A 12989-nucleotide genomic window follows, 5' to 3' on the forward strand; every position below is an offset into this window, starting at 1 on the left:
TCATTCTATTAAAGATTAATGCCCATTATTATTTACGATCTTAATAAACGATATGACTGAAGGGAGACCTGCTGCATGACGGAGACGATACGATTTGGCGGTCGGTTTGTCGTGGAGGACAGTTTGCCGGAATCGGTTGTGACGCCCGAGGATTTTACGGATGAGCAGCGGATGATGGGGGAAGCGGCGCAGCAGTTTTTGGAGGCTGAAATTACGCCGCGCGATGCGGATCTGGAGGCGCTGAACTACGACTTGACCGTAGAGCTGATGCGCAAAGCCGGCGATCTGGGTTTGCTGGGCGCCGATGTGCCGGAGGCTTACGGCGGTTTAGGTCTAGATAAGGTGAGCACGACGCTGCTGGCGGAAACGTTAGCGCGAGCTTCATCGTTTGCGCTCTCGGTAGGTGCTCACACGGGCATCGGCACGCTGCCTATCGTGTTTTTCGGCACGAAGGTGCAAAAGGAGGCTTACCTTCCCGCGCTTGCAGCGGGAGAACGCATTGCGGCTTATTGCTTAACCGAGCCGGCTTCTGGCTCAGATGCTTTAGGGGCCAAGACTACTGCGAGGCTGTCTCATGATGGCAAGCATTATGTACTGAACGGCTCCAAGCTGTATATAACGAACGCCGGCTTTGCCGATTTGTTTATCGTATATGCGAAGGTAGACGGGGAGCATTTTACCGCTTTTATCGTCGAGAAGGGAATGCAGGGGTTCAGTATCGGGCCAGAGGAGCATAAGATGGGCATCAAGGGCTCGTCAACACGTCCATTATTTTTTGAAGACGTGCCGGTTCCCGTAGAAAACGTGCTAGGGGAGATTGGCAAAGGGCATCATATCGCCTTTAACATTTTGAACATCGGACGGTTCAAGCTTGGGGCAGCCTGCCTTGGCTCATCCAAAGAGACGATCGAGCTGGCATCGGCTTATGCCAATACGCGCAAGCAATTCGGGAGGGCGATCTCCGCGTATCCGCTCATTGGCGCCAAGCTGGCCGACATGAACATTCGCACGTACGTGATGGAGAGCATGGTTTACCGGACTGCCGGCTGGATCGATGCGATGCTGAAGACAACGGAGCTCAGCGGCGAAGGGGCAGACGATGGCATGAAGGTTGCAAAGGCAATCGGGGAGTATGCGATAGAATGCTCGATCGTCAAAGTGTTTGCATCCGAAGCACTCGATTTTGTTGCGGATGAAGGGGTGCAAATTCACGGCGGCTACGGCTACATTCGCGAGTATAAGGTAGAGCGGATTTATCGGGATTCGCGGATCAATCGGATTTTTGAAGGGACGAACGAAATTAACCGGATGCTCATTCCCGGCACGCTGATGAAGAAGGCTTTGAAGGGCGAGCTGCCGCTGCTGCGCAAGGCGCGTGCACAGCAAGCCGAGCTGGTGCAGCCGATGCCGCTTCCGTCGTTTGAGAAGCCGCTTAGCAAGGAAGCGTACCGCGTCGCGCAGGCGAAAAAGACGTTTCTCGCCATAGGTGGGCTTGCTGTTCAGAAGCTGGGCCTGCGGCTTGAGCAGGAGCAGGAGGTGCTTTGCTCGCTTGCCGATTTAATGATCAACATATTTGCTATGGAAAGCGCGCTGCTGCGTTCCCAAAAGATTTGGAAGCAAAGCGGGGGCGTCGTTTCTGAGAAAACGGAAAATGTTATTGCGATGACGACGGTCTTCGTGCAGGAGTCCATGGAGAAGGTGGAGTCGCTGGCGAAGCTTGCGCTTGCCGCTCTGGAGCAGGGAGACGGGCTGCAAATGCAGCTTTCGATTCTGAAGAAGCTTATGCGCGCGCCGCTATCGGATACGGTAGCTTTGAAGCGATCGATTGCCGCTCGCGTCATTCGCAGTGAGCATTATGTCGTGTGAAGGGGGAGAGCATGAATGGATTCGCTCAGACCGGAAGACCCGTCTTTGCCCGAACAACCGCCTGCCGAAGTTGAAAAGCACACGCGTCCATGGCTGCACCATTACCCGAAGGAGGTTTCTCCTTCGCAGAGCTATCCCGATCAGAGCATCGTCCAATTTTTATTGAATGCGGTCAAAAGCCATCCGAACCATACGGCGGTTTATTTCCTCGGCAAAGCCGTGACCTACAAGCAGCTGCATGATGATGCTGTCAGCCTGGCCTACGGTCTCCTTTCGTTTGGCATAGCCAAAGGAGACCGCGTTGCGATTATGCTTCCGAATTGTCCGCAGGCCGTTATAGCCTATTATGGCGTGCTTCTCGCAGGCGGCATCGTCGTACAGACGAATCCGCTCTACGTTGAGCGCGAGCTGGAGCATCAGCTGGCTGATAGCGGAGCCGTCGCCATCATTACGGTTGATCTGCTCTATCAACGCTTGTCGCGGGTACGCGGCAAGCTTCCTGAGGAGGGTCCGCTGCCTAAGCTTAGGCATGCCATCATTACGTCAATCAAGGATGGACTTCCGTTTCCGAAAAATCTGCTCTATCCCCTGAAGCAGCGCAAAGAGGGCTTTCGTGCGGACATTCCATATGGCAGCTATGGCGTAGTCGCGTATAAGAAGCTGCTGTCCGCAAAGCAGCCGTCTTCGCTGCTGCCAGCGCCTGCCAAGAGCGCCGAGCTAGCTGTGCTGCAATATACGGGCGGCACAACTGGCACGCCAAAGGGCGTGATGCTGTCGCATGGCAACCTCATTGCCAATACGATGCAAATCTCGGCTTGGTGCTATAAGGCGGTGGATGGGAAGGAACGTTTTCTTGCGGCGCTGCCTTTGTTTCACGTATTTGGATTAACCGTATTAATGAATATGTCGGTGCTGCGCGCAGGCACGCTTATTCTGCTTCCTCGTTTTGAAGTAGAGACGGTGCTGCAAACGATCAATCAGCAGAAGCCGACGATTTTTCCGGGGGCGCCTACGATGTATGTTGCGCTTATCAATCATAAGGCAGCTGCAAAAACGGATCTTTCCTCTATTAATGTATGTATAAGCGGATCGGCGGCTTTGCCGCTTGAGGTGCAGGAGCAGTTCGAGGCGATGACCGGCGGCAGGCTTATTGAAGGCTACGGCCTCTCGGAGGCCTCTCCGGTAACGCATGCCAATCCGATATGGGGGCATCGCAAAATCGGCACGATTGGCATACCTCTCCCCGATACCGATGCAGCAGTTATCGACCCGGAAACCGGTGAAAGACTAGGGATAGGCGAGCTTGGCGAGCTTGTTGTACGCGGCCCGCAGGTTATGCAGGGCTACTGGAGAAAACCTGTGGAAACCGATCAGGTGCTGCGGGATGGCTGGCTGCATACAGGCGATCTCGGAACGATGGATGAAGATGGTTTCTTTACCGTAATGGATCGGATTAAGGATGTGATCATTGCAGGCGGGTTCAACATTTATCCGCGCGAGGTAGAGGAGGTGCTGTTCGAGCATCCGGCTGTTCGTGAAGCAGCGGTTATCGGCGTGAAGGATAAATACCGGGGCGAGACGGTGAAAGCATTTATTGTGTTTAAGGAAGGCTGGCAGGTTTCGAGCTATCAGCTGGATCGCTGGTGCAGAGAGCGGTTGGCGTCTTACAAAGTGCCGCATCACTATTCCTTTCGGGAAACGCTTCCAAAAACGATGATCGGAAAGGTGCTTCGCCGGAAGCTGCAGGAGGAGGAAGCGGAGAAGCAGTCTGCCGAGGACAAGGGAGAGTGAATGGCATGGATGAGGATTGGTTTATTCAGCAAGCGGATCAAGCAGGTCACCTGACAAGGCTTGCGGAGCGCGCGCAAGCGACGTTCTGGGGAGTGCTCGGGTGCGAGGTTGTGCAGGCAAATGGCAATAAGGCAACCATCTGCTTGGATGCTTCGGAGCGGCATTTGAATTTGCTTGGCATCGTTCACGGCGGCGTACTAATGTCGCTGCTGGATAATGCAATGGGGCTCGTGGTTATGCTGGCTGTGCCGGAAGAGCGAACGGTTACAGCGAATTTAAACACACAGTTTCTTGCAAGCAGCAAAGGCGGCGTAGTTGTGTGCGAGGCAGAGATGGTGCATCGTACCAAACGAACGCTGACGCTGCAAGCGCATGTTAAAGACGACGGAGGCAAGCTGCTTGGCCTTGGAATGGGAACATATCGAATTATTTAAGGTGGCGGAAGCGGGCAATTTGCTTGCCCGCTTCCGATTCGCTATAATACCAAATATATGGAAAGTATTAAGGCTTTAAAAATGATTAATAGTTGACCGTTTTCTTACCGATAAAGGAATTAGAAGGGAGGCGAGGATATGGTGCAGGGCTGGGTTACAACATTGGTGCTTGCCTTCGGAATTATTGTTGCCATTATTGGCGTCATCGCATATTTAAGAATGTTTCGTAAAGACAGGCTCTCTTCAACGTCCCAGGAGTCCGTCGATATCTCGCCTCCCAACAGCAACAATCCAGTAAAACTAATGGATAGCGGGAATAATAAGGATACCAAAACTGAACATGCCTCGCGACCAGATTAATAATTGTTAACTTTCATATTCGAAATCAAAATGTTATAATAGTAAGAAAAATGCGAACATTGTGACTCATTGGCCATGGAGTTACCTGCACCGAATGGGGGGTTCTTGCGGTGTATTTACCGCATGCGGTCTCGTATAATGCTGTTTAGGACGACCATCCAACGTAAAGGGGAGGAGATTTCATGGCGAAGCATAGCCAGAATGAAGTCAAGGAAAGCCTGAAGGAACTCACGAGAATTTTTCAACCCAAGGACCCGCGTAAATTTGTTAAGGAGTACATTCGCAAGTACCGGATTACCGGTGGCTACGAGGATGAATTAACGACATTGGTGGAAAATGAATTAGGCAGAATGAACTCCTCGGTCAGCTAACTCATCATGTAAAATACGGCTTTGTAAGCTGCCTTCCAGCAGCATGCAAAGCCTTTTTTGTTTATCAGGGCTGCTTACGGCAGTGCTATTGGTTACCTTCTTGGTCATGTCTAATGATTTCATCGGCTACAGCTTGCGGCGGATAGGATAGCATGATATATCCCATTGTCGTGACCGTTACCCTTTCGCCGACATTCAAGTCATTATACAGATTGATATCGTTAACGTGATAAACCATTATGTCATCTTTATCTTCATTATTCAGAAAATAGGAGAGGGATTTTGTTTTAGCTTCTTCTTCAGAAAGGTGATGGACGACCGTTATGGTAGCAATGTTATTGCCGTTGATTCTTTTTTCAATGATAAAATCTCCCATTTCCGATTTTGTGCTATAAGCGATGATTACTGCTATTAAAGAAATTAGTAAAAACACAAGAGCAAACCTTCGTTTCATTATCGTTCCTCCCTTCATTATCCGATCAATCGAATTAGCTTGAAAATGTTGATCAAATTATTTACGTTGTTAAATCATGTAATGTTGCGGTATAGCTGGTCATTTGACATATGTAAACGTTTTACAAAAAACCATGCTTTAGGAATTATCGGTGCAGCTGCCTCCTTTTTTATTCGCTTTTAACCCCCTCAAACTTAATTTCGCCATATATGATCGGCATGTGTATCCTTTTTCCCGAATAAGTTATACATAGACAAATCTACTTGTTATCGTACTGCGGTTACACCTGTGAAGCGGATTTTGCTCGGCAAAACCTAGGTCTACGCTTACGAAGTGGATTTTGCTGCCTCAAAACTAGGTCTATGCTTACGAAGTGGATTTTGCTACGCAAAACCAGGTCTATGCTTACGAAGTGTTTTTGCTTCGCAAAAACTTAAGGAGGTTAGTACACACATGGCAGTGGATTTGAAAACGAAGGAACATATTCGAGGCATTCGCAAGGCTGGGCGTATTGTTGCTGCCTGTCACAAGGCACTCTCGAAGAGGATAGCGCCGGGAGTCACGACGCAGGAAATTGATCGCTTTGTTGAACGGTTCATGCTTGATCGCGGAGCAACGCCAGCTCAGAAGGGCTACAAGGGATACCCGTTTGCCACGAGTGCTTCCGTTAATGAGGTTGTCTGCCATGGCTTTCCCGATTCGGAGCCGCTTGAAACAGGCGATATCGTCACCATTGACATGGTGGCTGACTTGAATGGCTGGAAAGCGGATTCCGCATGGACTTATGCGATTGGCAAGACGAATGCGGCAACGGAAAAACTGCTTCTTGCAGCCGAGCAAGCGCTGCTTGACGGCATTAAGCAGGCTAAGCTCGGTAATCGGCTAGGCGATATAGGCTATGCGGTGCAGACAAGAGCGGAGAGGGCTGGCTTTGAGGTCGTCACATCGTTCGTCGGTCATGGCATCGGCAGAAGCATGCATGAATATCCTGAGGTCATGCATCAAGGCATACCTGGTCAGGGAATTGAGCTCGAGGAAGGCATGGTTATTACGATAGAGCCGATCGTTACTGCTGGCAGGGCGGACGTATACATTACGCAGGACGGCTGGACGGCCCGGACGAGGGACGGGGCGTGGGCGGCACAATTTGAACATACGGTAGCGATTACAAAGGAAGGCCCGATTGTATTGACACGCTGGGATTGATGAGGAGAAGTTAATTTGCGATGCAAGCTCAAAAAGCCGAGCGAGCGCAGGGTATCGAGCCTGCACCTGCACGGCCTTTTTAATGAATGAGGCAAACGTTATTAATCAATGATGGCTTCAACTTCTATTTCAACAAGCAAGAGCGGGTCTATTAGCGCTTTTACCTCCACCATCGTCGCAACAGGCTGAATATGTTTGAAAAACTCGCCATGAGCCTTGCCGATTTCTTCCCACTGGGAGATGTCAGTCACGAACATTCTTGTCCGTACGACATGGGACATCTCAGCCTCCAGCTCATTCAGCGCTTTCTCAATCGTTTGCAAAATGTATTTCGTCTGCTCGTAGGGATTCCCGATCCCGACAACCTCACCATCCTTCATAGCAGTAGTTCCTGCCACTTCAATTCGATTGCCAATGCGGATGGCACGGCAATAGCCGACGAGAGGCTCCCAAGGCGAGCCTGTAAAGACTTGCTTTCTGCTCAAAATATCTACTCCTGTCTGTTGGTATTAAATATTCCTTTGATTTTAAGCGCATACTATGCGGAGCGTCAATTAAGCAGCCATTCCCCTAACGGTGTAGTGACGGATCCTTCACCAGCCTGTAGTTGGAAAGAGGCTGTGCATGGAATCCTTCCAGCTCATTGGTATCATCTTAACGATTAAGAAGCATAATAACACAGCAGCATCTATATCGATCGTTTCAGCAGAATATGCTTCTGGCCGATTTCCCCGCCTAATAGTGTATTTGTAGACATGCAGAATATTACCGCTCGCTGCTGGCTATATAGAATGGACTTGTACACATAAATAAGCGTTGCCATATAGGATGGAAAAAAGCTAAAAAAACGCTCAGTGGCGGTTTTTTAGCTTTTTTTGTTACCCATTTATTGAAATGATCATTGCTGTAAATCCTCGACTATCTACTGAAGCTTCTATAAATCCGGCAGAAGCGAACCCAACAATGGTAAACGAATAATTATAGGTTCCTGGTGCAGGATGATCTACCCAGTTTAGGGGAGTGGTTACCGTTGCTTGATCAAAACCCGGTTGATTCGGATTTTGAAAGATAGCGGCATTATTGACGGCAATAATGTCATTCGGATAACTATTGTACTTTTTTACAAATAGAAAGCTTTCATGGCGTCGTATCTGCGTCCTAACGGCGTTATAATGGAGGAAGAAAATATATGGCGGAGCTTCACTGTTTCCGATGAGGGGGAAGGCATAGCAATGAGCGGACAATTGGATCGGCTTCGCAAGGGCTATGGAAAAAAACTCGTTTCGCTTCATGCTTGGAACGGCTGGATTGTCGTTATTTTAGCGTTGACCGGACTTATATTGATAGGCGGCTTCTGGCGGGGCATTCTCGGAGAGGGCCGGGTATGGATCAAGTGGGCGCATATTGTCGTCGGGATTGCATCGATTATGCCGGTTATCTATTACCTGCTGCTTGCGGGCAAGCATTGGAAGCAGCTGAAGCAAAAGCCGTGGCAGCGATTTAATGTGCTTGTGGTGCTTGGTTTATTGCTCGGCTGGTTCGGGTCTGGCGTTCTGTTATGGCAGTTCAAAGCGGTGGGTCCGAGTGTATCAAACGTTGCGCTAGTCGTGCATGAGTTGCTGACATGGATCGGCCTTCCGTATATCATTTATCACTCCATCACCCGGGTTAAGTGGTTGAAGGAACCGAATCGCCGCACCATCAAAGATGAACGGGAAGCGGATAGGATTCAACCTGCCGGCTCGCCTCAGCCTGTTTATACGCGCAAGGCGTTTATTCGCGGAGCTATTGGCGTTGGCCTTGCTGTTACGGTTGGACCTTCCTTTCTAAAATGGCTGGGTACCTCGCTATTAGATGTTCGCGGGGGCCAGACGATTGAAAATCTGATCGAAAAGGATGCTAATATGCTGCTTCCGGCACCCGAGCCGCTGCCTGCATCAGCGCCGCCGCTTGGCGGAGGAGCCATTGGACAATTCCGCGTTTACACGGTGACGCCGGTCCCTTCTTTTACGAATGCGGATTGGTCGTTCACGATAGATGGGCTGGTCGAAAAATCGTTCAAATGGGATTGGAAGCAGTTTGTGGCGCTGAAGCGAACGGTACAGGTTAGCGATTTTCACTGCGTGACCGGCTGGTCCGTGTACAAAAACACGTGGGAGGGCATTCCGCTCAAGCAGCTGCTGAAGATGGCGGGCGTGAAGTCCAGCGCGCAAACGGTAAAGCTGTATTCGGGCGATGGCGTGTATACCGATACTTTAACGCTCGAGCAAGCCGACATGGACGATGTGATGGTTGCGGTTATGCATGACGGCAAGCCGATCCCGAGCGATCTGGGCGGACCTGTCCGTCTTATCGTTCCGAAAATGTACGCGTACAAGTCGGTGAAATGGCTAAATCGCATCGAATTGATAGAAGGCGAGCATGTCGGGTATTGGGAGGCTCGCGGTTACGCGAATGACGCTTGGGTGTAGATGTCTTGTGAAAGTCGATATAAGAGTGAAGGAGGAGGGAGGGCAGAGGACTGTCCTCCTTTTTGTGCAAGTTTTTAGGGCTTCATGGATTGGGCATTCTTCCCGTATGCTTCCGAGCGATTCGCGAGGCAGGATTTTGCGGTCGTTACTAATGCTAAAAAAATACAGGTTATTCGTAAAATATCACATCCAAATTAGATTTATTTTCCAATATGATAGGCACAAGGAGGTGAAAGCGCTTTAATTTTAAATTTCATATCTTGTAAAAGCATTAAGCATGCATGATCAAGAACACTAAAACATTGGAGGTTATATTTATGAACAGGAAGATGAAATCATTCATCGCAGGAATTACAATCGCATCTATCGTCGCAGTAGCAACCACCGCGTACGCAGCGACAGTTACCATCAATTCCGATGGCGCTAACACCGGCTTGACGCCGCTGCAAATCTTTCAGCAATATTTGGGCAGCGATCCCGTTGACGGTCCGACGGATTCCTACCATATCAGCGAAACGACCTCATCGTACATCGCGGGTAACAATGTATTTCAATTCAGGGTGGGAGACGCTTCGGACACAGCTGCACTCGACGGATCGAATACGGACAGACAGCGCGTCGAGGTTAAAGCGTACAAAGGGTCGCCTAGCAATGCAACGGCTTCAAAGGACCAAACGACTACGTATAAGTGGAAGTTCCGTCCGATGAGCCCTTATCCGCAGTCTCCTTCAGGCAACTTCCATCATATTTTCCAAGTAAAGGCAGTAGATGGGGACGATGGTTATCCGATTCTGACGTTCTCGGTCGATGGCGGCAACTTGAAATTCAAGCATAGCCCGATCGGATCCGATGCTTCTCAGGTACAAACGTTGGCGCAAACGGCGTTCTCCAATATCGACGGTCAATGGGTTGAAGCCACAGTTACATTGAAGCATAGCGAAAGCGGCTCGATCAATATGACACTCAAAAAGCTGGACGGAACGACCTTGATGTCATACAGTGGAACGAAGGACAACTGGAGATCCGGGGCCACTATTAATCGTCCGAAATGGGGCATTTACCGCAAATTGTTTACCGGCATTCAGGAAGCAAAAATCCAGTTTGCAGACTTTCAAATTACAGAATAACAAGAAGAAACCGTCAAGGGGTTCATTGCCCTTTGACGGTTTTCATTTTATGTCCGCTGATCGTTATCCAAGAACGATGTGATCGTCGGACATTTTGTGGCTGCTGATGCGCTCGAACTCGCCGAGTCTTGTGAAAGTTGAATGTTAATCCTACCTCCACACTATGCTTTAATGATATGATGATTGTAGCAACGATACAGTCAGAGCCAGATGGCCATATTTTATCAAAAAATAGTGATGGGAAGGTGCTGCTAATGAGCAAGGCGAGCATTTTGCATCAGACGTTTACGTTGGAGCTGAACCCGGGCGTGTATGTTCGAGGCGATATAAGAGTGAAAGAGGAGGGAGGGCAGAGGCCTGTCCTCCTATTTGCGCACGGTTTTAAGGGCTTCAAGGATTGGGCATTCTTCCCGTATGCTTCCGAGCGCTTCGCGAGGCAGGATTTTGCGGTCGTTACGTTTAATTTCTCGCATAACGGCGTGAATGAGCATGATTTTGACGAGCTGGATAAGTTCGGGCAGAACACCTACTCACAGGAGCAAGAGGATCTGTCAGCCGTACTGTCGGCTGTGCTGGAAGGCGGGCTTCCGCTGGCGGAGCGGCTGGACAACGAGCAGATTTTTGTCGTTGGCCATAGCCGAGGCGGCGGGAACAGCGTGCTGTTCGCGGCAGAGCATCCCGAAATACGCGGCGTCGTGACCTGGAACGGGATCGCCGATGTCAACCTGTTCGGAGCCGCGTTCCGCGAGCAGGTGCTGCAGGACGGTGTAGGTTATGTTGAAAATGCGAGAACAAAGCAGCAGATGCCGATTGGCGCTGCATTCTTTGAGGATCTGGACCGCAACAAGGAGCGGCTCGATATTACGGCTAAAGCGGCTGCGCTTCGCACGCCTGTGCTGTTCATTCAAGGCAAACAGGATTCGGAGCGGCTGCTTGAAGGTTATCGCAAGCTGCAAAATGCGGCTCCCCACCATCGCTTTGCGGCGCTGGAGGATGCTAATCATACATTCGGTACGGTGCATCCTTTTGCTGGGACAACCGATGATTTGGAGCGGGCGATTGCGCTGACGGGGGCTTTTTTTGCTCCACTGTTGAAGCGGGGAGCGGTAATTGAAGATTAGGAAATGCAGGTAAGTGATTGATAGTGGGAAACGAAGTGCTGGTAAGTGATTGATAATGAAAAGCAGGTAAGTGATTTATAATGCGGGTAAATGATGATGATAAATAAATGGTAGAGGAGCTGGTCGGAGTGACTTTTTACAAAAAAGCGGATTGGGTGCTTGAACAGTTGGGCGTGGAAGGTACGGTTATCGTGGATGCGAGGTACGCGTTAAACGATACGGAAGCGGGTGCGAGGGCGTATGCGGAAGCGCATATTCCAGGAGCTTATTATGTAAGTTTAAGTCATGATCTCTCTGGACCAAAGCGTCCGAATGGAGAGGGCGGCCGCCATCCGTTGCCAGAACCGCAGGCATTAGCTGCTGTACTTGGAAGAATTGGGATCGGCAATGATACAACGGTAATCGCCTATGATGATCAAGGCGGTGCCATGGCATCCCGTTTGCGCTGGCTGCTGCAATGGCTAGGGCATGATGGACAAGTTTATCTGCTTGAGGGCGGATTCGCAGGCTGGCAAGCGGCAGGACATCCGGTCAGCATGGAAGTTCCTGAGCAAGTCGAGGTAGTGACATTTACGCCTAATGTACGGGACGAGCTATTGGTGAGTCAGGAGGATGTGAAGGCGCGAATCGGCAGAGCCGGCACGGTGCTGATCGATTCAAGGGAAGCGCCTCGCTATCGCGGCGAGGTGGAGCCGCTCGATCCGGCGGCGGGACATATTCCAGGAGCGATCAACCGCTTCTGGAACGAAGGCAAACGCGCCGACGGCACGTGGAAGTCGCCCGAGGAGCAAGGCGAGCGCTTCGCAGGATTGTCCAAGGACGACGAGATCATCGTCTACTGTGGCTCTGGCGTGACGGCTACGCCGAATGTTTTTGCTTTGCAGGAAGCGGGCTTCCGCAATGTGAAGCTTTATGCGGGGAGTTGGAGTGATTGGAGTTCCCGACCTGAGAACCCGGTTGCTACTGGGGAAGAATAAGAGCCGAGAGACGTAGCATTATGTACATTTTGAATACATCACCATGTGGGTCGCAAGCCATTGGTGGTGTATTTTTTATGCTCGAAGTCAACAAGGAGTCAACAATCGCTCTCTGAAGATACTTACAAAAATCTCCGAGTCGAGCGTGCTCTCGTATGCTCTACACCCCCCGCTTACGGACATCCTTGCTGCTGCATATACACAAAGAAGGCCGGTTGCCCTCCTCTTGCGAGTGACTCCAGCCCTTTTTGCGAGTACTGGTGCTGCTGTAAACTCTAGAGAGTAAAAGCTGAATCAACATGTTTTGGAAACGACAGCTGGAATCAACGCTGAATCAACGTTGTTGTCTAATTCAGAGTATATTTCAGACTTCAATTCTGTTTTGTTACTGTCTTGTGTTGCATTTAATCAGTAAGCTTGGGGCTCATTCTTAACTTTGGTAATCTACATTTACCTGTAGCTTCAAGCGGTATTTTGGTATGTTGGTTTACTTTTTATGTTGAGAAATCAACAAGTTCAATTAAGTATCCATAAAGAATAATACTACTATTTTTCATGCAGGCCGGTCGTAATACATTCACCCTGTTCATGGGCCTAATGACATGATAATGTTAATTTATTGGTTGAAATAATATCCACATGACTTATGCAGTTCATGAGATTAACCGGTAATTGTGAGAATCTATGCTTGAATAAACCGGCCACATGGTCATGGAGAGATTCTTAGGCCAGTATGCTGAAATAAGGCTTGCAAAACGGCGTACCTCTATGTCAAAATCGATGTAGATTCGCTTTAAACCTTTGTGGTTTC

The 12989-nt window shown here is 49.7% G+C and carries 12 protein-coding genes; 10 read left to right on the top strand and 2 right to left on the bottom strand.

Going from position 1 to position 12989, the window contains the following annotated elements; translation table 11 throughout:
- The first annotated feature begins 75 nt into the window (after window positions 1-75).
- The 5 genes from AC2TDN_RS13315 (at window position 76) to AC2TDN_RS13335 (ending at window position 4822) form a co-directional block, all read left to right on the top strand.
- Window positions 76-1866, top strand: a complete 1791-nt coding sequence (locus tag AC2TDN_RS13315; protein ID WP_484688323.1) for an acyl-CoA dehydrogenase family protein — start codon at window positions 76-78, stop codon at window positions 1864-1866.
- 15 nt (window positions 1867-1881) lie between these two features.
- Window positions 1882-3657 carry a long-chain-fatty-acid--CoA ligase gene (locus AC2TDN_RS13320; protein ID WP_484688324.1) on the top strand — a complete coding sequence of 592 codons (1776 nt, stop codon included), beginning with the start codon at window positions 1882-1884 and terminating at the stop codon, window positions 3655-3657.
- Between the two features lie 5 nt (window positions 3658-3662).
- Window positions 3663-4091, top strand: a complete 429-nt coding sequence (locus tag AC2TDN_RS13325; RefSeq protein WP_484688325.1) for a PaaI family thioesterase — start codon at window positions 3663-3665, stop codon at window positions 4089-4091.
- A 138-nt stretch (window positions 4092-4229) separates the two neighbouring features.
- Entirely contained in the window at window positions 4230-4451 is a 222-nt protein-coding gene (locus AC2TDN_RS13330; protein WP_482067746.1) for a hypothetical protein, read from the top strand.
- 182 nt (window positions 4452-4633) lie between these two features.
- Complete coding sequence (locus AC2TDN_RS13335) at window positions 4634-4822, top strand: hypothetical protein (RefSeq protein ID WP_053372930.1); 189 nt, start codon at window positions 4634-4636, stop codon at window positions 4820-4822.
- An 85-nt stretch (window positions 4823-4907) separates the two neighbouring features.
- Here AC2TDN_RS13335 and AC2TDN_RS13340 read toward each other — a convergent pair whose 3' ends face one another.
- Complete coding sequence (locus AC2TDN_RS13340; protein WP_484688326.1) at window positions 4908-5276, bottom strand: DUF3221 domain-containing protein; 369 nt, start codon at window positions 5274-5276, stop codon at window positions 4908-4910.
- A gap of 453 nt (window positions 5277-5729) precedes the next feature.
- Between AC2TDN_RS13340 and map the strand changes: the two genes are divergently transcribed.
- The gene (gene map / locus AC2TDN_RS13345; RefSeq protein ID WP_484688327.1) at window positions 5730-6482 is read left to right on the top strand and encodes a type I methionyl aminopeptidase; all 753 of its coding nucleotides are present in this window, start codon (window positions 5730-5732) and stop codon (window positions 6480-6482) included.
- 101 nt (window positions 6483-6583) lie between these two features.
- Here the strand turns inward: map and AC2TDN_RS13350 are convergent, their stop codons facing one another.
- Window positions 6584-6967: a RidA family protein gene (locus tag AC2TDN_RS13350; RefSeq protein ID WP_484688328.1), complete on the bottom strand. Its 384-nt coding sequence runs from the start codon at window positions 6965-6967 to the stop codon at window positions 6584-6586.
- A 747-nt stretch (window positions 6968-7714) separates the two neighbouring features.
- Between AC2TDN_RS13350 and AC2TDN_RS13355 the strand changes: the two genes are divergently transcribed.
- From AC2TDN_RS13355 to AC2TDN_RS13370, 4 genes are all read left to right on the top strand, one after another.
- Complete coding sequence (locus AC2TDN_RS13355; protein ID WP_484688329.1) at window positions 7715-8953, top strand: molybdopterin-dependent oxidoreductase; 1239 nt, start codon at window positions 7715-7717, stop codon at window positions 8951-8953.
- 317 nt (window positions 8954-9270) lie between these two features.
- Window positions 9271-10080: a polysaccharide lyase family protein gene (locus AC2TDN_RS13360; RefSeq protein WP_482067752.1), complete on the top strand. Its 810-nt coding sequence runs from the start codon at window positions 9271-9273 to the stop codon at window positions 10078-10080.
- 254 nt (window positions 10081-10334) lie between these two features.
- Window positions 10335-11201, top strand: a complete 867-nt coding sequence (locus tag AC2TDN_RS13365; RefSeq protein WP_484688330.1) for an alpha/beta hydrolase family protein — start codon at window positions 10335-10337, stop codon at window positions 11199-11201.
- 128 nt (window positions 11202-11329) lie between these two features.
- The gene (locus AC2TDN_RS13370) at window positions 11330-12178 is read left to right on the top strand and encodes a sulfurtransferase (protein WP_484688331.1); all 849 of its coding nucleotides are present in this window, start codon (window positions 11330-11332) and stop codon (window positions 12176-12178) included.
- Window positions 12179-12989: the final 811 nt, after the last annotated feature.

Source organism: Paenibacillus sp. Y660 (assembly GCF_057221575.1).

Excerpts from the sequence above, each read along its gene's own strand:
- AC2TDN_RS13360 (WP_482067752.1), top strand. The coding sequence starts at position 9,271 with ATGAACAGGAAGATGAAATCATTCATCGCAGGAATTACAATCGCATCT.
- AC2TDN_RS13355 (WP_484688329.1), top strand. The coding sequence starts at position 7,715 with ATGAGCGGACAATTGGATCGGCTTCGCAAGGGCTATGGAAAAAAACTC.
- AC2TDN_RS13330 (WP_482067746.1), top strand. The coding sequence starts at position 4,230 with ATGGTGCAGGGCTGGGTTACAACATTGGTGCTTGCCTTCGGAATTATT.
- AC2TDN_RS13315 (WP_484688323.1), top strand. The coding sequence starts at position 76 with ATGACGGAGACGATACGATTTGGCGGTCGGTTTGTCGTGGAGGACAGT.
- AC2TDN_RS13340 (WP_484688326.1), bottom strand. The coding sequence starts at position 5,276 with ATGAAACGAAGGTTTGCTCTTGTGTTTTTACTAATTTCTTTAATAGCA.
- AC2TDN_RS13365 (WP_484688330.1), top strand. The coding sequence starts at position 10,335 with ATGAGCAAGGCGAGCATTTTGCATCAGACGTTTACGTTGGAGCTGAAC.
- AC2TDN_RS13335 (WP_053372930.1), top strand. The coding sequence starts at position 4,634 with ATGGCGAAGCATAGCCAGAATGAAGTCAAGGAAAGCCTGAAGGAACTC.
- map (WP_484688327.1), top strand. The coding sequence starts at position 5,730 with ATGGCAGTGGATTTGAAAACGAAGGAACATATTCGAGGCATTCGCAAG.
- AC2TDN_RS13320 (WP_484688324.1), top strand. The coding sequence starts at position 1,882 with ATGGATTCGCTCAGACCGGAAGACCCGTCTTTGCCCGAACAACCGCCT.
- AC2TDN_RS13325 (WP_484688325.1), top strand. The coding sequence starts at position 3,663 with ATGGATGAGGATTGGTTTATTCAGCAAGCGGATCAAGCAGGTCACCTG.